This is a genomic window from Bacillus bruguierae (genome assembly GCF_037104725.1).
In the GTDB taxonomy this organism is placed as follows: Bacteria; Bacillota; Bacilli; order Bacillales; family Bacillaceae_G; genus Bacillus_A; species Bacillus_A bruguierae.
Genome location: NZ_JBAWSX010000006.1, coordinates 120,621 through 143,056 on the forward strand (window position 1 = coordinate 120,621; position 22,436 = coordinate 143,056).

The 22,436-nt window shown below is 35.6% G+C and carries 13 protein-coding genes, 1 pseudogene and 3 other annotated features (1 of these 17 only partly in view); of the genes and pseudogenes, 3 read left to right on the forward strand and 11 right to left on the reverse strand.

What is annotated here, in order from left to right:
* Positions 1–200 precede the first annotated feature (200 nt).
* The 5 genes and pseudogenes from WAZ07_RS12415 to WAZ07_RS12435 all read right to left on the reverse strand — a co-directional run bounded on the left by WAZ07_RS12415 (position 201) and on the right by WAZ07_RS12435 (position 4,315).
* Positions 201–641, reverse strand: coding sequence for a GNAT family N-acetyltransferase (locus tag WAZ07_RS12415; protein ID WP_336472703.1), 441 nt, complete (start codon positions 639–641; stop codon positions 201–203).
* Positions 638–1,065: pseudogene (locus tag WAZ07_RS12420) on the reverse strand (TrmO family methyltransferase domain-containing protein). Before WAZ07_RS12420 ends, WAZ07_RS12415 begins: the two are co-directional and overlap by 4 nt.
* Before the next feature lie 330 nt (positions 1,066–1,395).
* The gene (locus tag WAZ07_RS12425; protein ID WP_336472704.1) at positions 1,396–2,835 is read right to left on the reverse strand and encodes a GntP family permease; all 1,440 of its coding nucleotides are present in this window, start codon (positions 2,833–2,835) and stop codon (positions 1,396–1,398) included.
* Positions 2,836–3,002: 167 nt separating this feature from the next.
* A complete protein-coding gene (locus WAZ07_RS12430; RefSeq protein WP_336472705.1) occupies positions 3,003–3,659 on the reverse strand; it encodes an HAD family hydrolase in 657 nt (218 codons plus the stop codon).
* 14 nt (positions 3,660–3,673) lie between these two features.
* Positions 3,674–4,315, reverse strand: a complete 642-nt coding sequence (locus WAZ07_RS12435) for a class I SAM-dependent methyltransferase (protein ID WP_336472706.1) — start codon at positions 4,313–4,315, stop codon at positions 3,674–3,676.
* 183 nt (positions 4,316–4,498) lie between these two features.
* On the opposite strand from WAZ07_RS12435, the gene WAZ07_RS12440 reads away from it, so the two are divergent.
* The gene (locus tag WAZ07_RS12440; protein ID WP_336472707.1) at positions 4,499–5,296 is read left to right on the forward strand and encodes a lipid II flippase family protein; all 798 of its coding nucleotides are present in this window, start codon (positions 4,499–4,501) and stop codon (positions 5,294–5,296) included.
* Positions 5,297–5,353: 57 nt separating this feature from the next.
* Here WAZ07_RS12440 and aspS read toward each other — a convergent pair whose 3' ends face one another.
* From aspS to ileS, 3 genes are all read right to left on the reverse strand, one after another.
* Positions 5,354–6,646 carry an aspartate--tRNA(Asn) ligase gene (aspS, locus tag WAZ07_RS12445; RefSeq protein WP_336472708.1) on the reverse strand — a complete coding sequence of 431 codons (1,293 nt, stop codon included), beginning with the start codon at positions 6,644–6,646 and terminating at the stop codon, positions 5,354–5,356.
* Between the two features lie 109 nt (positions 6,647–6,755).
* Positions 6,756–6,968, reverse strand: a binding site (T-box leader).
* Positions 6,969–7,107: 139 nt separating this feature from the next.
* On the reverse strand, positions 7,108–11,316 hold the full coding sequence (locus WAZ07_RS12450) for a tetratricopeptide repeat protein (RefSeq protein WP_336472709.1): 4,209 nt from the start codon (positions 11,314–11,316) through the stop codon (positions 7,108–7,110).
* 113 nt (positions 11,317–11,429) lie between these two features.
* The gene (gene ileS / locus WAZ07_RS12455; RefSeq protein WP_336472710.1) at positions 11,430–14,534 is read right to left on the reverse strand and encodes an isoleucine--tRNA ligase; all 3,105 of its coding nucleotides are present in this window, start codon (positions 14,532–14,534) and stop codon (positions 11,430–11,432) included.
* A 54-nt stretch (positions 14,535–14,588) separates the two neighbouring features.
* Positions 14,589–14,830 (reverse strand) — a binding site (T-box leader).
* A 185-nt stretch (positions 14,831–15,015) separates the two neighbouring features.
* On the opposite strand from ileS, the gene WAZ07_RS12460 reads away from it, so the two are divergent.
* Positions 15,016–15,252, forward strand: a complete 237-nt coding sequence (locus tag WAZ07_RS12460; RefSeq protein WP_336472711.1) for a hypothetical protein — start codon at positions 15,016–15,018, stop codon at positions 15,250–15,252.
* A 443-nt stretch (positions 15,253–15,695) separates the two neighbouring features.
* Here the strand turns inward: WAZ07_RS12460 and WAZ07_RS12470 are convergent, their stop codons facing one another.
* Positions 15,696–17,930: a GW domain-containing glycosaminoglycan-binding protein gene (locus WAZ07_RS12470; protein ID WP_396548187.1), complete on the reverse strand. Its 2,235-nt coding sequence runs from the start codon at positions 17,928–17,930 to the stop codon at positions 15,696–15,698.
* Positions 17,931–18,740: 810 nt separating this feature from the next.
* Here WAZ07_RS12470 and WAZ07_RS12480 point away from each other — a divergent pair.
* Positions 18,741–19,430 carry a YjjG family noncanonical pyrimidine nucleotidase gene (locus WAZ07_RS12480; RefSeq protein WP_336472712.1) on the forward strand — a complete coding sequence of 230 codons (690 nt, stop codon included), beginning with the start codon at positions 18,741–18,743 and terminating at the stop codon, positions 19,428–19,430.
* Positions 19,431–19,640: 210 nt separating this feature from the next.
* Here the strand turns inward: WAZ07_RS12480 and WAZ07_RS12485 are convergent, their stop codons facing one another.
* On the reverse strand, positions 19,641–20,195 hold the full coding sequence (locus WAZ07_RS12485; protein ID WP_336472713.1) for an SMI1/KNR4 family protein: 555 nt from the start codon (positions 20,193–20,195) through the stop codon (positions 19,641–19,643).
* A gap of 495 nt (positions 20,196–20,690) precedes the next feature.
* Positions 20,691–22,379 carry an arginine--tRNA ligase gene (argS, locus tag WAZ07_RS12490; RefSeq protein ID WP_336472714.1) on the reverse strand — a complete coding sequence of 563 codons (1,689 nt, stop codon included), beginning with the start codon at positions 22,377–22,379 and terminating at the stop codon, positions 20,691–20,693.
* A 48-nt stretch (positions 22,380–22,427) separates the two neighbouring features.
* Positions 22,428–22,436, reverse strand: a binding site (T-box leader); it runs 207 nt beyond the window's last position.

Genomic DNA, 22,436 nt, shown 5'->3' on the forward strand with positions numbered 1-22,436 from the left:
TTCTGTATATTGATAAAAATTCTGTTACTTACTCAAAGCAGGTGCTTTTTCAGCAGTCTCGCACTTGCTTTCTCCCTTTACTTTAATCCTTGCATGTGGCAGGAAAAGGCCCTAACCGCTTCTATGCATAACCAGATGTTCTCGCTCTCCTAAAAAAAAGGGCTTTTTAGGCCCTTCAACTTGTATTTATATATGAATTTTTATAAATTTAATTCGTAATAGAAACAGCGATCATCTCTTATATAACCGTTCCCTACATATAAACGCTGCGCTGTTGCATTATCTACTTCCGTTTGGAGCTTTAACCCTTTTGCCCCTGTCTCTACTGCAAATTGCTTCGCCCTTGCTAACAATTCTTTCCCTACTCCAGTTCCTCTTGCTTCCTTCCGCACAAATAAATCATTTAAAATCCACAACTCTTTCATCGAAACAGAAGAAAAAGAAGGATATAGCTGCGTAAATCCAACATATTTTTCATCATCTACTGCCACAAAAATAATGGATTCTTTTCGATCTATACGTTCACGCAAAAATTGTTCTGCTTCTTCCATATTAGAATTTTGTCTATAAAACATACGGTACTCATTAAATAATGATGCTACTCCTTGTAAGTCTTCCATAGTTGCTTGATATATTTTCACTTCTCTTCGCTTCCTTTCCAATAGTTCTTCATTAAATCCGTTGCCCAGTCAGGCTGCTTAATTTCTTCTTTTGACAAAAACTCTTTCATAACTGGTTTCATATCTAAAATAGGGGGACCATCAATCGCATCTAACCCTTGCACAACTAAGCGCTTTCCTTCTCTTCATACTACTTTTACAACCGTAGCACCTAATCGATTCGGACGATTTTTCCCGCGCTGTGCAAAAATACCCACTTTCGGGTACTCTTCATTATTTTGGGGATGTCTTGCTGTGTACTGAATGTTCTCTTCTCTCATTCTATTAAAATAAAAAATCACTTCAATATGTAAAAATTGTTCAACCCCTTGCAAACTCTCGTATACAAATCTGTCAACTCAATAACAGATTCAATTTCTCCCCACAAATCATCTTCTACATTGATTCAATTATCCCGCTATTTGTGGGCAGTAAGACCCCCACCTCAAGATTCAGAGAGAAGCAAAGAAGATAGGTGGGGGATAACTGCCCGTAAAAGCCCGATTGGGCGGGCTAACCGTCAGTGGGGGATGAAGAAAACCCCCACTGACGGAAGTTTCACTTTATTATGTACAAAAGCGATTGGTTGTAACGAGAACATCGTATGCCCCCTTTTTGTAACCACTTACATTATAATATATTTTCTGAATATTTTCCATGAATAATATTTTAGTTTACATAATAATATTATAAGTTAAACAGAAGAGAGTACGTAGTGCTCTCTTCTTTCTGAAAATTATACAAGACCTGTTAAGCTATACATACCAATTACAACAAACACAGCTGTCGTTTTAATAATTGTAATTGCAAAAATATCCCGATACGATTGTTTATGAGTTAACCCGGTTACTGCAAGTAATGTAATAACCGCTCCGTTATGCGGCAATGTATCCATCCCGCCTGATGCCATTGCAATAATACGATGCATCACTTCTAATGGAATATGGAACTGCTCTGCGGCTGCAATATATTTATCTGCCATCGCACTTAATGCAATTCCCATCCCCCCAGAAGCCGATCCTGTTATACCCGCAAGCACATTTGTTGTAACTGCTCCGTTAATAAGCGGATTTGTAAAAGTAGTTGAAATACCGTCACGGATTACGCCGAATCCTGGAAGAGATGCGATTACACCACCAAATCCATATTCTGCACCGGTATTCATTGCTGCTAACAATGCTCCGCCAATACTTACATTTAACCCTGTTTGAAAGTCTACAAATACACGCTTCCAATTTAAAAGGAGTGTTGCAATAATCCCCATGATAAGTGCTAATTCTACTGACCATACTCCAAGTACTCCAGACAATTCTACTTTCCCAAAACTCTTTAAACCAATAGCTGCAAAATCAAAACCATTTGGATACCATTTTGGAATAGTAATTGTAAAAACTTTGTTCATGACACCAACTAAAATAAGCGGTACGAAGGCAAGTACTTGACGAAGTGGTGTAATTTCAGTCGTTGGGAGTGACTGTTTTACACCTTGTTCTACTTCGACAGATGCCGCCATTTCTACATGTCCATCGTCAAATCCATAATACCCTTCGCCTTGCGCTTCTGCCCTGCGGCGTCGACTTTCTAAATACACCATACCGATTATGAAAATAAAAATAGCTCCGGTAACTCCTAGTAATGGGCCAGCATAAATATCTGTCTTGAAAAATGTTGTCGGAATAACATTTTGAATTTGCGGTGTTCCTGGAAGTGCATCCATTGTAAAAGTAAGCACTCCAAGTGCAATTGTACCAGGAATGAGACGTTTCGGTATATTTGCCTCACGAAACAAATTAGCTGCAAATGGAAAGATAGCAAATGCCACAACAAATACACTGACACCACTATATGTTAAAATAGCTCCCATTAATACAATCGCCAGTATCGTTCGTTTTGCACCAACAATTTGGATAATCGTTTTTGCGATAGATTCTGCGATTCCTGACATCTCAACTACTTTTCCAAAAATCGCTCCTAGTAAAAATACAGGGAAATATAATTTAATAAAGCCAACCATTTTCTCCATAAAAATATTTGAGAAAAAAGGTAATACATAAGTCGGCTCTGTAAACAAAACAGCAAACAGAGCACAAATAGGCGCAAACAAAATAACAGAAAATCCGCGATACGCTACAAACATTAACATGCTAAGTGCCAGTAAAATAATGACTAATTCCATGAGTTCCTCCTTTTTAATTTCCAAGGAAATATTTATAGAATTTTCAGTTTATTTACTACAATTCCACTTTATAACGAAAATCCCTCTTTCAAACTCTAAATCTAGTCATTTTTTACAACGTCTCTATACAAAAAAAGACAAGGTGACAACCTTATCTTTTCAGTCAATTACTGTTCTACCACATAATAAAACTTCTTTATATTTTCTACATCTTTAATCATATGAGTAGCTCCCGCCACCGCTAATTCTTCTTTACTACCGTATCCATACATGACTCCGATAGAATCGATACCAACTTGCCGTGCTCCAATTATATCGTGCTCTCGATCGCCCACCATAACTACATGCTCTTTTTCTAAATCGTGATATGTATGTAAAATATGCTGAATAATATCTGTTTTTGCAATGCGTGTTCCATCTAAATTACTGCCGACAATCTCTTCAAAATAATGTGCCATCTGAAAGTGTTCCAAAATTTGTTTCGCAAATACAGTTGGCTTAGACGTTGCCACAAATAACCGCTTTCCTGCATCCTTTAAATCTTGTAAAACACTAGGAATATGCTCATATACATGATTCTCAAACATTCCCTTCGTTTTAAAATATTCACGGTAATACGTGACTGCATCTGTTACTTGTTTTTCATTCATTCCATATATATTTGCAAATGAATGTTGAATCGGCGGACCGATAAAAGAAAGTAATTTGTAATTATCCTGCTCATCTATTCCCATTTTTTGCAGCGCATATATGACCGAATTTACAATACCTTCTTTTGGGTCTGTCAATGTGCCATCTAAATCGAATAAAAAAGTTGTATACATATATTCTCCTCCACTCACTTTACTTTATATGTTACGATCCAAAAACATGTATTCATATGAATCTCTAAATCTACTGCAAATGGTTCAAAAATAGTTGTAAGTTCTTCTTTCGAGTAATAATTTTTTATAATTTCATATTGCTGCCCACTAGCTAATGAACGGATTTTATATGTATTTTCATCATTCGGCTTAGAAATAAGTGTTCCACCCATTCCTTCGTTATACATATTATCTACCATGCATACAATCGAACCTGATTCTAAAACCTCATGAAACTGTTCTAAAAAGGAAAAAATATTTTCTTTCGGAATATGAGAAAACCAAAAATTTGCGTATGCTCCATTAAATGTTTTTGCTAATTGATTTAGTTTATATGCATTTCCTTGTACAAAAGAAACTTTAGATGGCAAAAGCTGCTTTTCTTTCGCTATCGCAAGTACTTCTTCCGAATAATCAATTGCAGTAATGTACTTAGCCGTTTCAGCAACATATTGCGTCCAGTATCCTGTGCCACAAGCAACCTCAAGTACATCCCTTCCTATAAACTTTTCTTTCAAAACATCTTTTATTTGTATCAGTTCTGCTTGCCTAATAGGGTCTTCTCGAAAATATACTTCTTCATAACTTTTTGCTCGGTTACTGTAATATGCTTTCATTCTTATCCCCCTTACCATTCTAGCCACAACCTTCACTATTTTACAAAAGAATCATTCAAATGTAAACATTCAGTCAATAAGATGCTATAAGTCACCATCAAAACAAAATTCAAGATGTACAAAACCCTTCTCATCATGTATGATTAGATTTATTTTCCAATTTTTAATAGATGGTGAATACATATGACGACAAAATTAATTTTTATTATGGTTTTTACAATGATTATCCATGCTGTGGAAACAAGTTCCTATAGCATTCGCTTAGCTGGAGTTCGATTAAAAAAGCTTGCGGTAGCACTAGCGATTATAGGAATTGTATTACTCGTTTCCAGAACATCGAACCTTTTCCAAGCGGTTATGCTTGGAAATATTGCAGATAGAGCTCGAGCACATGGTGATATCGATATGGAAACTACAATACGCCTTATATTGTTAGCAGCTTCCACAGGAACATTACTTGCACTCTTTTTGTATCCAACGCTTACAAAGTTATTTGGATATGTCATTCAGCAATTTGAAATAGAAGGATCATTCATCCGGATGATGAAAACAATTAATGTGCAAAAACTGCGCTATACAAAAAAATATATTCGATTCCCAAAGTTAGAAATGATTCACCGTTTGCGCGTTGGTGGTATTCCAAAACGGATTATGCTCATTAATATGGTTGTAACAGCAATTTATACCGCTGGCGTACTTTCTGCCTTGTATGCTTCTGTATTAAACCCAACTTATGCTACGACTGCAACGACTGCATCTGGTCTTATTAATGGATTTGCTACCATTCTACTTACAGTATTGCTAGACCCGCAAATTGCCTTACTAACCGAACGAGCCCTTCAAAAAGAAAACGGTACAGAAACAATGGGAAAAATGTATGGATGGTTAATGATTTCTAGATTTTTAGGAACATTACTAGCTCAGCTTCTTTTTGTACCAGGAGCTCATTGGATATTGTGGATTATTTCGATTACGAATTGAAAAAAGATACTCACAACAAATCCCCGGTTAGTGTACCGGGGATTATTTCTCTTTATATTACGGTACTAACCTTGTACAGTCTCTCGGAAATGCACTTGCTTCACGAACGTTCGATAAGTTTAAAAATTTATATACAAGCCGTTCTAATCCAATCGCAAACCCACCGTGCGGCGGACATCCATATCGGAATGTATCGATATACGATTGAAAGTTCTCTACATTTAATCCCTTTTCTTCAAAAGAACGAACTAACATATCGTAGTTATGAATACGCTGCGCACCTGATGTAATTTCTAATCCCTTATACAATAAATCAAAAGAGTCTGTGACAGAAGGATTCTCTTGACTTGGCATTGTATACATCGGACGTGTTTCTTTCGGATAATGAGTGATAAAGACAAAATCGCTATTGTATGTTTCTTTTACATACTTCCCAAGCAATTTTTCTCCTTCTGAATCTAAATCGCCTATCGGAGATTCTTTTCGATACTCTTTTTGTAAAATGGTTTGCGCTTCTGTCACCGTTAATTTTGGAATGTCTGTAATGACCGGAATTTCAATTTGCAGCAACTGTAACTCCCTTGTACAGTATTGCTGTACTTTTTCAAACATATGCCGAAGTACATCTGTTTCAAGCTTCATTACTTCATAAAAGTCTTCAATAAATGCAAATTCGACGTCTAAGGAAATGTATTCGTTTAAATGACGAGATGAATTGTGATGTTCAGCGCGGTACACTGGTGCCACTTCAAAAACACGTTCTAATCCGCCCGCAACCATCATTTGCTTATAAAACTGCGGTGATTGTGCTAAATATGCTTCTTTTTCAAAATATTGAAACTGAAATACGTTTGCTCCGCCTTCCGCTCCTTGTGAAACAATTTTCGGTGTGAAAATTCTTGTAAAATCATGTTGTAGTAAATATTCACTAAAGGCATGTGCAAACATTGATTTAATTGTAAAAATCGCTTGCACTTGTTCATGTCGAAGTGATAACGTTCGCGAATGTAACATTTGATCTAAACCGACCTGCAGCTTCTTTTTATTCACTTCAAATGGAATTGGCTCCGCACCATTTATGAGCTTTACATCTTCAACTAATAACTCTACTCCAAGTCTCGTTTTCTCTGTCCCAATTACTTTTCCTGTAACTTGCACAACACTTTCTACTTCTACTTTATATCCAGCCCATTCTTTTTCAAGTACACATTGTATGACTCCTGTTCGATCACGAAGTAATAAAAAGCTAATATTCCCTAGATGACGAATTTTCTTTACCCATCCTTGTAACACAACTGTTTCATGCGGTGTACATTCGCTAATAAGCGACCGCTTCGTTTGTTGACGCATACATTCCGCCTCCTACAATTAATTGTATGATTATAAATTTATTATTATCGTTGTCATCATCATCCACGGCCGCTCACCCCTTTCAAAGAATACAAAAATCCGCCCCTATATAAGGGACGGATTTCACCGCGGTACCACCCAAATTGTCATATTGACCACTTTTTGCCTGATAACGGTAGGTTCCGTTTACTTTTACTAGTTGTTCACGTTCAAAATAACACTCACAGGTGTCTTTCCATCACGCTGCACCGCAATCTTCTCAGCTACCGATTGCTCTCTGTAGATCAGTTCACGATGTACTTTTCCTGCTCATCGCTTTTTATATTTACGGAATATTCTATCCTTTCAAACAATGAAATGCAAGTTATTTTTCTTTATTTTTTCAAATAATTCGAAAGATTATTTCTCTTACTTCTTCTATACATCCGTTATTATCTTGTTATAAACTTTCCCAAAATTCATCAAATATATTGCTTTACATATTTTTTAATACGTATTAAATCTGGGTCCTCTTCCATTAATTCTGCAAAATAGCCGCTTTCATCTTCTTGCAGTACGCGCTCTAATTCAGTGGTCGCTTCTTCCTTTCGATTCAATACAGATAAATAGCATGCTTTATTATACCTGGCATTTAAATGTGATTCATCCATCAATAATACCTCATCCATAAGCTGCAACGCTCTTTCTGTATCACCGTTTAAATGATAGGAAACACCAAGACCGATATATAGTTCATCCTCTTCTGGATGATGCTCTAATCCTTTTTCCAATATAGCAATCGCTTCTTGGTAACGCTCTTGATTACTGTAAAGAGCACCTAAATGTATAAAACTACCACTCATCATTGGAACATCTTCTGTTAAAGCATGGAGAATATATTCTCCTTCTTCTTCCCTTTGTAAATCTAGTAATATCGTGCCCTGCAACATTCGAATCGATGCGTCCGTCGGCCTTTCTTGCAAAATGTGCTCCGTTTCACGCAATGCCTCTTGCAGCCTTTCCCCATTGTCATCTACATGTTCTAAAAGCAGCATAATAAACTGATGTGCAATTTCATAATTCCAATGGTTTTCGAGCGATTTACGTAATGTTTCTATTGCATCATCAATGAGATTGCCATTTACATAAAAGTGTACAAATCGCTGTACCGCCCCGCCGTTTTCTTGATTTAGGTGGATTGCCGTTTCATACAAATCAATAATAGATGTAATAGAAAGTACATCTTGCGCACGCTTTCGAATGCGGCGATACATTTTTATAAAAAATGCTCCTGTTTGTTCTTCTTGCTCCATCTGTTCCATACATTTTTGTTCAAGTGCGGAAGCTGCATACATAAACGCATAACTCTTTTCTTCTTTTGATATGTCTAAATCTCCTAAACTATCACTTATACTTTTTCTTCGCTTTTGCAATTCGTCTATATACGTTACATACACTTCTTCATTGTGAACATTTTGCATAATAAGCTTTTCAATAACAGGTAAACCTTCTTTTTCATGCGAGGCAAGTAATATTTTCGCATAATGATGTAATATCTCTTCATGATTATTTTCCTTTGCCAGCGCCTGTTCTACATAAACACGTTCTTTCTGGCCATTACCAGATGCCCCGTATACATATGCAAGACTATTTAAACGCCATGACTCAGGAACAATCCCTTTCTTTTTGTTTAAAGCCGAAATCAGTTCCTTATGACGCCCGGCTTTTACTGATATATTCGCTAAATGCTCCATATTTACTAAAAGGGGGGCATTTTTACAACCTTCAAACATATGATGCTGTTCGTTCTCTAAATCTTCTTCAACATAGTAAATTTCAGCCAGTTTTAAATGCGCCATTGCAAAAGTAGAATCTCGTTTCACGCATTGTAAATAAGCTGTTTTTGCTTGTTCCCATTCTTCCAATGTTTTATACGCTTCTCCGAGTCTAAAATGCGGGAATGTATCTTCAGTGATCCGCGCCGCTTGCTCATATAGCCAAATAGCTTTCATATAATTTCCAGCCGACTCCTGTAATATTCCTAAATAACATAAATAATCTATATTATGATTATCTTCTTCAACTAAAGTACTTAAAAATGAAATCCCTCTTTGTAAAAATGGTGTATCTTCTAGCTGCGTCACATATATATCTAGTGCATCCCGGAAATTATTTTGTATACAAACGATTCCTTCTTCCATGATTGTTAAAGCCGATTCCACTTCTTTTTGCTCTATGCTTTGATCCATAGCAGCATTCCATAATACTTTCCCAGCATTAATAAGGAAGTCACTATCTTCAGTAAACTGTTTTTTCAGTCTAAAAATATATTGTTTTCCTGTTTCATAGCTTCTTTGTTTCATGTAGACTTCACCTATCCCTATATGACAGGATACATCTTCCTCGTCATGTTGAAGTCCTACTTCATACATGTTCAGTGCTTTTTCATATTGCTCTCGTTCTAAATAAAAGTCTCCTAAATTCGCATATAGTGCAGCTGATTGGACATCATTTTGCACTCCTTCTAGTAAAATCTCTTCTGCTTTTCTTTCATCATCTAATTCTGCTTCATAAATATCAGCTAACATGATATACGGAAGCGGCAGTTGACGATCTAATTCCTTGCCGATTCGCAGTCCGCGAATTGCCGATCGTACCTTTCCTAATTTATGAGCACACTTCGCACGCTCACACCAGACATATCCGTCTCGTTTATATTGTTTTAACAATATAGTAAACACTTCATATGCTTCTTCATCTCGATCTGCATCCATTAAAATAAGAGCATGATTAACAAAAACAAAACGATCTTCGTAACGCCCCGTTGCAATAGACGAATACTTTAGAGCCTGTTCTAAATCACCTAAATACATATATCCAATTGCCATATAACTCCAAGCTACTGGCTGGTCAGGATCTAGCTGGAGCGACGCGCGAAAACTGGCGATCATATCATGATAACGAGATTCATCTAACGCAATGCGTCCTTCAATAAAATGATAGAATGAATTAGAAGTTTTATGCTTCACTTGTTCTAATACTTTATTTGCTTGTTCCAGTTCTTCAATACGCACAAAACATTGCGCTGCATGAAGGTTTACATAATCGGATTCCGGATAGGCATGTAAAGCACGCTTCGCACAGCTAAATATAAACTCCTTTCCATCTTGTAAATCTAAATGCTTAATCGCATATAGCCATGTATACGGATTTTCGTTATGCTCATGTAAAAGCCTTAATAAATTTTCCACATCGTCGTGTTCAGCAAATTCCATGTGATCTGTTAACGAAAAGATGCGACGGAAATACAAATCATCTTCTTCACATAAAGAAGAAAGCAGCTCACTTTTCTCTTTTGGAACAATTGCGATAGATAAATAGTTTGTATTTACATACTGCTTTGCAAATTCTTCATATGTGACAAGTATGCGCTCTGCAAAATTTGGATCTTGAATATATAAAACTTGCAGCTGATCATTATAACCAACTACCAATTGCACATGCGAAACATGATCTATATCGACACTAAGCATAACCGGAATACCCGCATCGATAAATCTTTTATACATGTCTACTGCACCTACAAAAAAGCGACTTTTATAACCAATCCCTTCTACGTATTCAACTGTTTTTGACAACTTCGATCCGATTCCATCAAAAATATGCTTAGCAATTTCATCTTGATTTTCATGCTTTCCAAAAAGCTTCAGCATCATTTCGATACTTGCAGGTACACAGTAGTTATCTTTCTGCACGACAGGTATAATTGGTAACATCACTTCTTTTTGCTCAGCAAAACGCAGTGCGTTGTGATAAGGGGAATCTTTTAAACTATTCTCATTTTCTAACAATGTTTGCAGAGTAGCCCAATCACCTTTCGTATAATAGATTTCCGCCCAAATTTGTAAGAAAAACGATTGATAACTATGAAATGGCAACAACTTTTGAACTTCATGTAAAACTTGGCTCAGCTCATCATATGCTTTTTGATCATATAATCTTTTAATCTTTTCTAAATAAAAGAACGGAACTTGTGGAAATTTCTTCATCGCTTCCGTAATGATTTGTAATGATTCTTCATGTTCCCCTTTCATAGAATGTAGCTCAGCCAATAAATATGTTGACGTATCTGCGCATTCTTCATAATTCATTCCTTTTCGAAGTACTTCTTCTGCCTTTAGCCAATCGCCTTTAAATAAATAGAAGTAACCCCATTTATCAAAAATCGGAATTTCACTTAACTCTTCTGCTTTCTTCATATATGTATAAGCTTCCTCATAACGACGCATTTCCAGTATGCAGCGTGCCAATACGAAATATGTCTTTGCAAGGTGCTCTTTTTTAACAGAATTCCCTTTTTTTCGCAATGCCTCTTTTAACAAATCTTCTGCATCTAATGATTTTCGTTCATCAATTAAATCATCACAAAACCAAGTAAGAGTACGAAAACTGTTAAAACGACGATGCGCATACCGTACCATAAATCTACTATAAGATGGCATTAACCCTTCATCCAACAATTGAATAAGTGTATAAAAATCTTCTTCTGAAGAAATTTGACCGAGCCATTTTTTCATATATGAAAGGGATTTTCTTGCTCTTATTTCCTCAATTTCCTTTTGAATTTCCGATAAACCATTTGAAAATTCTTTCCTTTTTACGTATACCCTTAATTTCTCAAAGTCTCGCATCTTTTCACTCCATTCTTTTTTCATAATTTTATATACTAGTTATAGAACTTACAATGCTTTTTCACAGTTTCTTCAAAAGAAAAAAACAGAGCGTATACTCTGTTTTTCTTATCTTATATCTCGTTCGCTCTAAGATGAATCAACATATGCTTATTCCCTACTTGGATTTGCTTTGCTTGTTGCATCGATTCCTTGATGAATAATTGTTTCATAAGTAAGTTTTCTTGTAGTAATTCTTTATACTTCATAATTACATTCTGTAATTCCTCGTCACATTCAACTTCAATGTCTACTCGCAAATTTACTGGTAAATTCAATTGTTTTCGATATTCCTGTACAGCGCGAATAAATTCTCGCGCCGTTCCCTCCTGCAGCAATTCATCCGTTACATTCGTATCCATCATAACGGTATATAATCCATTCGTAGCATCAGCAAATCCTGTTTTCGGCACTTTTTCAACAAACACATCGTCTAATGTTACTGTTACAGCTTCTCCAGACGACATTTGACATGCTCCCTTTTGATCCTCTATAAACACTTTTACTTCTTCACTAGATAAATTTTGCAGCCAATGATTTACCGTATTGATTTGTTTTCCAAATTTCGGTCCTGCTTGTTTAAAATTTAGTTTTAACTGATATGACATATACTCCGCTTCGCTATGTTCGATCGTAACTTCTTTCACGTTAAGCTCATCCATTATAATCTCTTTATAAGAATCCCACTCCATTTCTTGCTTCGCATTCTCAAATACAACAAGTTTTGCTAATGGTTGTTTTACTTTTAGTGTATGTTGATTACGAATGCTACGTCCAAGCTCAACTACTTGCAAAACAGCTGCCATCTCTCTTTCAAGCTGTTTCTCAATTAGCGCTTCTTCACATACTGGATAATCTGCTAAATGAACACTACTGCCTTCTAAATTAAAATGAATATCTTCTGCTAAAAATGGTGTGAACGGCGCAAGTAGCTTACTAAGCGTAACAAGTACTTCGTGAAGTGTATCGTATGCTGCTGCTTTTTCAGCATTCATACCAGATGCCCAAAAACGACTACGGGAACGTCTTACATACCAATTACTTACCTCTTCAACTAATACGGCTATTTCACGCGCAGCTGTTGTAAATTGATAATCCTCTAAAGCAATGCTTACTTTTTGAATCGTACTATGCAATCTTGATAATACCCATTCATCCAATTTTGTTTTCTTTGTACTATATTCCTGTTTTGGATTGTATCCATCTAAATTCGCGTACAATACATAAAAACTGTATACATTTAACAACGTATCAACGAGTTTCGACTTTGCTTCTTGTACAGTTCGTTCTGAAAATCGCTTTGGATTCCACGGCGCACTATCTACAAGAAGTGCCCACCGCAGGGCATCCGCTCCAAATTTCTCTACTAAATCTACTGGATCTAACGCATTCCCTTTACTTTTAGACATTTTTTGCCCATTTTCATCTAACACATGCCCAAGTGATAATACACGCTTATACGGTGCTCTTCCAGTGTACAGAGTAGATACTGCAAGTAGACTATAAAACCATCCGCGCGTCTGATCAATTCCTTCAGCAATAACATCCGCTGGAAACTGTTCTTCAAATAACTCTTTATTTTCAAATGGATAATGATACTGAGCAAATGGCATCGAACCGCTATCAAACCAAACGTCAATTACTTCTGGCGTACGATTCATCGTCTCACCACATTTTGAACACTTTACCTTCACTTCATCCATATATGGCTTATGCAACTCAATATTTTCATCTACAGCGCTAATCGCAAAATTTCTAAGTTCTTCAATACTTTTCGGTGCAAATTGATGATGACATCCATCGCACTCCCATACGTTAAGCGGCGTACCCCAATATCGTTTTCGGCTAATGTTCCAATCAACCATATTTTCTAAAAAATTACCGAACCGGCCATGTTGAATATGCTCTGGATGCCATGTTACTTCATTATTATTTTGTAAAAATTGCTCTTTTAAAGCAGTTGTTCGAATGAACCAACTTTCATTTGCGTAATAAAGTAACGGTGAATCACAGCGCCAACAATGCGGATAACTATGCTCATACTTCTCCTTATGATAAAGAAGACCATGCTCAGCTAAATAGCGAACAATATCAACATCACACTCTTTTACAAATTTCCCTTGTAAAAAAGGAACATCAGATGTGTATTCTCCCTTCTCGTTTACAACATTCACAAATGATAGACCGTGTTCTTGAACCACTTTATAATCATCTTCTCCGTAAGCAGGTGCGATATGAACAATTCCTGTACCGCTATTGGCTGTGACAAAATCAGCATTTACTACACAATGACCATTTGTAACTTCTGCAAATTGAAATGGTGGTACATAAGAAAGACCTATTAACTCGCTTCCCCTGTGAACAGATAACACTTTATACTCTTGCTGCAGTACATCTTCCACTAACTCTTTCGCAACAATATAAACATCATCCCCTTGCTGCGCCCTCACGTATTCCATCTCAGGATGAACTGCTAACGCTACATTAGCGGGAAGCGTCCACGGCGTCGTTGTCCAACCGAGAATATACTCGTTTTCCTGATCTGCAAGCTGAAATTTAACTGTTGCACTTAAATCCTTCACTGTTTTATATCCTTGCGCCACCTCATGTGAGCTTAACGACGTTTGACAGCTTGGGCAATAAGGAGAAACGCGGTGACCTTTATATAACAATCCTTTTTCATGAATCGTTCCAAGAACATGCCAAACACTTTCAATATAGGAATTATCTAACGTGATATACGGCGTATTCATGTCAACCCAGTAACCAATACTCTCTGTAAACTCACGCCACTGCTTTTCATACGTAAATACACTCTCTTTACATTTGGCTAGAAAGGCTTCTACACCGTACTTTTCAATATCATGTTTCCCAGAAATGCCAAGCTGCTTTTCAACACCTAATTCCACTGGTAATCCATGTGTATCCCATCCAGCCTTACGCAGCACTTTATATCCTGTCATCGTTTTATATCTTGCAACCAAATCTTTAATGGTTCGCCCTAAGGCATGACCGACATGCGGAAGCCCATTCGCAGTTGGCGGTCCTTCATAAAATACGAAAGATTGTGCACCTTCACGATTTCGAATCGATTGCATAAAGGTATCCTGTTCATTCCATTGCTTACGAATTCGTGCTTCTCTCCTTACAGCTAATTCTTTCACATCTACCTTCTTCATCTACAATCACTCCTTAAGAAATAATTAAAAGTACACAAAAAACCCGTCCCTATCATTAGGGACGGGTTTACCCGCGCTACCACCCTACTTCTATTGATCAATGGCTCATCAATAGCACTCAGCAACGTACAATCATACGCGTTCCTTGTAACGGTAGACAACCGTTCGAACTTACTATGTTCAGCTCGACTCCTCGGAGATGATTTTCAAACATATACCGAACACCGGCTTTCAGCACAGCACCGGCTCTCTGGGGAACAGTGATATATTTTACTTGTTCTCGTCATCAGATTTGTATACTTTTGTTAACAGTTATTTTATTCCAATGCACTATCAATTGTCAATCATTTTAGAATGTTTTTTAAATTATATTTATTTAAATTCTACACTTATTGGAATGTGACATGCATAACAGCATGCCGCATGGTTAAACTACTGAAAGAGCTAAACATGTTTATTATTAGGAAAAGTGGTGTTTTTTATGTCAGATCTTTTAGAGCCAATCGAGTATGAAACAGGTACAGCGATTCAAACCTTTAACATTATAGAAACAAACGTTACTACTGATGGGTATGAGGTTCTGTTGAATATTGATTTAGACAGCGGTTACGAATTAGAAAATGTCAAAATGCAAATTACCTATGAAGAATTAGCAGGGTATGAAACAACCGATATCCATGAAGGGGTAAAATATGCTTTAGGATTTTTTAATCATTAATTATATGATATTTGTACTTTCCCATTAGCCTCCTAATGAATTTGGACACTTATTAAGAATCGTTTTATTCTTAATATCACCAAACAAGGGGGCATTTATTATGCAAAGAAGAACGCATTCTATAGAATGTAAACACTAGATACCTCAAGAAACAATCTGAGATTAAAGATAATATGTGTCCAAATTTATATAAACCTGTTTTAATATTTCGACATATAAGTCGCTGCTATGCAGAATACATTATGACCTGCACTTGCTTGCTCCCTTTGTTTTAAACCATTGCACGTGGCAGGAAAAGGCCCTGACCGCTCCTATGCACGGCCAGATGCTCTCGTCCTCCCATAAAAAGAAAGGGGTTTTATGTTGGTTTTTTAACTCATATTTTCTTGTTTCCATACATCCATATAAAAAGGTAGAGTTATTTTTAAACTCTACCCAATACTTTAATATGAAATTGCTCGTCTATTTTGAGTAGACCAATTGTTATAAAAGTCAGACCAATACATAGAAGCATTTTTCTCACCAGTCCAAGGATCGTTATAATAAAAATTGTTTTCATCATACCCTACAAGCGTAATAGCGTGAACTGTAAAACCATGCATAGTCATCCAAGCTACAACAGGTTTCCCAGCATCTAATTGTCTTTTTATATCTTGCCCAGTTAAATTTATTGAACTACCTGCGTATTTACGTACTAAATCCATTAGAGCAGGTGGATATATAGTCCAACCTCTACCAAAAGGGTTTCCTACAAAACCTAGATTTGGATCAAAACTAGAATACGGCATTTCGTATGCAAGTTGAACTTTATCTACGTTCGCACCTGCATATTGTAACATCATAGTTACAGAAGTTATCTCACAACCAGATACTAAATTTCTTGATGGCATATAAGGATCACGTTGGCTAATAATCGGCACATCCATATGTGGATAAGTAGAACCTTGAACAACAGCTCTACTATCTATCCAATTTAAACCACCCTTATTGTCTCTAAAAGCATACCATGTTACACCGTTGTAATTTACAGATAATTTTACATTTAAGTTCTTATTAGCAAAATTAGAAGCAAAGCCAATATAAGATGCGTTTTGCATACCATAAGGTCTTGACCATACAGTATGACCCTCAGGATTTGATACATGATACGTTTCATTCATTTCTATTATATTAGATGCACTAGAAATTGCTCTGGAGTCAACCCAACCCTCTTCATTGTTACCAATTTTAAAGTTATACCAAAGTACTCCATCTTTTTCCGTACTACGAATGATTTGAATTGGTTGATTTATGTACTTTACAGCAGGGTTAACATATTTAGCACTACTTTCACCATAAGGTAAAGTCCATACAATATGACCATTAGTGTCTCCAATCATTGCAGTTCTATCTTCATTCTGTATTGTAAGATTTGCTAATGTTTTTGCATCAACCCACCCTAACACTCTATCACCTAACTTGATTTTATCCCAAGTTACACCCCATTTTTTTACACTCTGTATAATTTGAACTTGTTTATAACTATAATCACTAACAGGCGCAATCCAATTTGCACCGTATTCTCCATATGGTACACTCCAAATACCGTCAGAAGGTTTTATAGAACCGCTTATTGTTAAGGTACTATTTTCAATTTGTACGTTTTCTAAATCCGTTACAACTCTATCACCATCTATCCAACCAATTAACTTACCGTCTTTACTTATGTGATACCAATTTGTGTTTCCTATTTTTACAGTTCTTATTACTTGTACAGTTTGATATGTATAATCATTTGTAGAACCTAAATATCTAGCACCAATGATACCGTACGGCGTTGACCATATCCCATTACCATTTGTATTTCCAATCATTACATTGAAATTAACAGAAGTCGATTGTCCTTTATCTAATGCTTTATCATCAATCCATCCGATAACTTGACCATTTAAACTAAATTTATACCATGTCGCATTTCCAAAAGTTACTTTTTTTATTAATTTAATGTTTTGGTAAGCGTATTTATCTGATAAGTCTATGTAGTTTGCACCGCTAATACCATAAGGTACAGACCATATACCATTATTTGATGTTGCACCCATTACGGCGTTTTCATCTATTTCTTGTACGTTTGTCAAATCAGTTAACACTCTACTATCAAGCCAACCGATTGTTTGTCCGTCTACACTAAATTGATACCATACTATATTGTTTACTGTCATTTTTTGAATCAGCTGAACTTCTTTTCCTACATACTTATTTGTGGAATCAACATAGTTTGCACCTTGTAATCCATATGGTACAGACCAAATGCCATTACCTTGTGAAAACTTAATAAATTGAGTCTCTTGTACTGTTGTTGCACTAGATTGTGAGGTAGATGGTTGACTAACATTCTCTTGTGGATTAGATGATTTAACCTCATTACTTTCTATGTTATACGATTTGGCACTGCTATCTTGTTGATTATTTGAATGTACATCTCTATCTTGTACATTTTCTAACTTACTATCATTATCTTTCTGGGTATCTGATTTTATATTACTGCCTTGTAAGTTTTGTGAATTATCTATTTTAAAACTATTATCTTGTGATTGATCTTGTAAATTATTTGATTTAATATCTTCACCCTGTAAGTTATCAGCTTTTATAAACGTTGGTTCTGCTAACAATAAACATACGCCAGTTACTCCTATCACCGCAACTGATTTACTACGTACCTTTAACTTATTATTTTCACTCATAATCTTATCTCCTATTAAATTTAAATTGTAAGTTTAATTGATTTATTGTTGTCTTATTCAAATACTTAGAGAGTATGCACTATTTTGTGTAAATAAAAACAAAAAAAAAGACCTTTTCTTAATAGAATTGGGTTACCGCAAAAATTCATAGAAAAGAGCCTTCCTATGAATCAGTTTACATCAAAAATCATGGAAGCACTAGTCCAAAACAAGATATTACAGAGATTTTCATGGGCACTTAGAAAAAGCCGCGAATACACTACTAGTAGCAGAATTAACAGTTTTTTTAGACTATGCAAAATTACACAAAATATAAAGAAGACTACATACAAATAATTTTCCCGTGCTCAGATTTTCTCATAATCCCTGCTTAGTATGACATATGTCATATACAATACTTAATAAATATTGTAATTTATTAAGTGTCGTAAAACATAGAAGATATTTTATTTATAACCTAGCGCTTTAACGTATGACAGGACCTCATATGAGTACGTTGATAAGACATTTTTATAAGACAGTTTGTATGTGACCACTACAAAAATTAACTATATATATCCATTTTAATTTTCCGTCATATAAGTCGCTGTTATGCAGAACGAAACATGACTGCTACTTGCTTTGTCATTTTGTTTTAAACCTTGCATGTGGCAGGAAAAGGCCCTGACCGCTTCTATGCATGACCAGATGCTCTCGACCATCTAAAAGAAAGAGGTTTTTATGCCGGTTTTTTAATTTGTATTTATATATATCTGGAGGATTAATATGAAGTACGAAGTTATAATATTTGATGCAGATGAGACTTTATTTGATTTTAAAAAATCTGAAAAACACGCTCTTAAAAATACGATGCTGGCATGTAATATAAAATATGATGAAAGTTATCATTTAAAAATATATAAGGCTATCAATACAGCTATATGGAAAGAGCTAGAGGATGGACTTATTACTCAGAAAAACTTAAATGTTGAACGATTTAAACGGTTATCAAATAAATTAAATGCTAAATTTGATGAAGTTGAACTCGCACAATTATATATGAAACATTTATCTAATGCTTCTTTTTTATATGATGAGAGTATAACCCTTGTCGAAAGTCTACATCAAGAATATAGACTTTCGATAATAACCAATGGTCTCAAAGATGTTCAAGATAATCGAATACGGAAATCTACTATAGCAAAATATTTTGAAGATATAGTAGTCTCTGAGGATGTTAATGTATCGAAGCCAGATTCTAAAATATTTGAGCACGCCTTAAACAATTTAAAGCATACTGACAAAAACAAAGTATTAATGGTAGGAGATAGCTTAACTTCTGATATACAAGGCGGAAACAATTTTGGCATAGATACATGTTGGTTTAATCCTAATCAAATTGTAAATACATCAGAATTAAAACCTACTTATGAGATTTCAAATTTGATGGAGCTTAAAAAGATACTAAAAAAATAGTCATATATTAAGAGAATAGTTATCTCAAAAAGATTTAAAAGAATACATTTTGAAAAAGATTGATTAAAATAAATTCCTACCGTATAAAAAAGCTCCTCTAGGCACTCAAATGGCTTAAGGAGCTTTTCAAATCCACTCGCTTCTCTGTACGTTCTTTGACAATGATGTTCTTCTATTTTCCACCCTGTCCCAACAGGAATTGCTTAATATTCAAGTATTCAATTCTCTCCAATATTTTTTGTTTTCAGCTTGTACAAGGCAGATAATTTCTTCAATATCACGCTTCTCTATATAGTATGTTCCGATTCCTCGAATCCACTGTTCAAAATTTGGGGCAATTGCCTGCCACTCCGTATCTTTATCATCGCTTGTAATGGCGTAAATTTTGTCCGTCTGTCGGTGAAGCAAAAATGTATAAGGATCCGTTTGAGCAATCATTAACCATTCACTTGGTCTCTCCCCTTCTCCCCACCAACAATCCCATCCTGTATTAATTTCAATCAATTCCTCCAAATAATTTCCGCGTCCAAACCAAATATTAAAGAACTCCCACTGATTCAAGTCATATTGACGAACAAAATTTAAAAAGACACTTTTCGGATGAAGCTGAAATTTCTCTTGAAATTCTTGAATAGGTTCCTGATGAATATTGTTCTTTAATAAAAATGAATCAATCTCTAAGTATTCTGCCATTGGAAGCATTCTTTCTTTCAACTTAATTTGAAGTTCCTCCATCGAACATAATGGATTCTTTTCCTTCGACATATGCCAGATACCCCCAATCATTCTCAATGTCTTGCAATCTAAATAATAGACGAAGCTCATTTGTTAACAATTCATTTAGTATTTTTCTTCACCTTTTAAAAGCTAAGAGGGTTATTTACTTTTCAACTACTTATCTCTAACCCATTCTTTATTTTCAAATAAGTCAATTTTTTCTGTATATTGTGTTGCTTGATTTGTTTGAAAATTACTCTTACATATCTTCTTATACAGTTTCAAGACTAATATCTAGTTGATCTTCTATTGTCTTTTCATAGATGTTTTTTGACTTTCTCGGTCTTATTTTTCTGATTAGAACGTTTTCCGTTCCGCTTTCGGTTTATGACCGCGCTTTTTCGGCTGTGATTTTGATTTCTTTTTTTGCGGAGTCGCCCGGTCTCGTGACTCAAAATGCGCCGCATCAATAGGAACATAATGATTTGTTATTATGTTTTCCAGGAATACTACTACTTGTCAATGATCAAATCCCTTTCTCTTTTACATCTCCTCAGGCGCTCCCATTCCCAGCAAACGTAATCCTTCTTTCAATACAACTGCCACCGCATATACAAGCGCAAGTCTACTTTCTTTCTCTGCATTTTCTTCTAAAATACGAACGTTACCATAATATTTGTTAAACGCCTGTGCCACGTCTAATAAATATTTTGCAATATGAGATGGCTCGTATTTAGCAAACGCTGTTTCAACGACTTGCGGAAAACGATGAAGTAATTTTATCACTGTCCAACTTATATCGTCTGTTAACTGTAAGTCTTGCTTCTCAATGTCTACATCACTTTTTTTCAATAATGAACAAGTACGTGCGTGCGTATATTGTACGTATGGTCCTGTTTCTCCTTCAAATTTCAGCATCTTTTCAAGTGAAAATTCGATGTTATGCATGCGTTCGTTTTTCAAATCATGGAAAATAACTGCGCCAACTCCGACCTGTCTTGCTACTTCATCTTTCTTCTTTAAGTTCGGATTCTTCTCTTCAATATTTTTCTTTGCTAGCGCAATTGCTTCTTCTAACACCTCTTCTAGTAAAACAACTTTCCCTTTACGAGTAGACATTTTCTTACCATCTTTTAAAATAAGTCCGAACGGAACGTGAGACATGCCTTCTACCCACTGGAATCCTATTTTTTTTAGTACAGTGAAAAATTGAGAGAAATGCAAGCTTTGTTCTTCTCCAACAACGTATAATGCTTTATCAAATGCATACGTATTTTGACGATATAATGCTGCAGTTAAATCACGCGTTGCATAGAGAGTAGCACCATCTGATTTTTTAATTAAACATGGCGGCATTCCTTCTTCTTCTAAATTAACAACTTGCGCTCCATCTGATTCTTCTAATAAACATTTTTCTTCTAGAAGCTTGACCAAATCATCCATCTTATCATTATAAAATGCTTCACCTTGAAAATTCGAGAATTCTACGCCAAGCAGTTCATAAATGCGAGAGAACTCTTTTAACGATTCGTGACGGAACCAGTTCCACAAATATACCGCTTCTTCATTGCCATCCTCTAGCTTCTTAAACCAAGCACGCCCTTCTTCTTCAAGCTCTGGATACTCTTTTACTTCTTCATGAAAACGTACGTATAACTTAAATAACTCGCGAATCGGATCTTCTCTAACAAGCTCTTCATTGCCCCATTTTTTATAGGCGGTAATGAGTTTTCCAAACTGTGTTCCCCAATCACCAACGTAGTTAATGCCTACAACTTCATAACTACATTTTTCACATATATGTTTTAAGGCATTTCCAATCATTGTAGAACGTAAATGCCCCATCGAAAACGGTTTAGCGATATTAGGAGATGAATAGTCAATCACAACTGTTTTTTCTTGCCCAAAGTACAGGTTTCCGTACTCTTCTTTTTCATCTAGTATCGTATTTAACACCTCATTACTTACAATTTGACGATTGAAGAACACATTTACATATGGTCCAACTGCCTTCACTTTTGTAAAGGATGGGTGAGATAATTTATCTGCTAGTTCCTGCGCAATAACTACTGGTGCCTTTTTATATTGTTTTGCTAATGTGAAACAAGGAAAAGCGGCATCTCCAAACTCATCTTGCTTTGGTGTTTCAATTAAAGCGGCAATTTGTTCTAATGATAAAGCTGGTTCTAATACATCGAATACATGCTGTGCAAACTTCATTTTATATTCCATCAGTATCTTCCTCCTTTTATCAATAAAAAAAACTCGCCTCTTTTCTAAAAAAGAGAC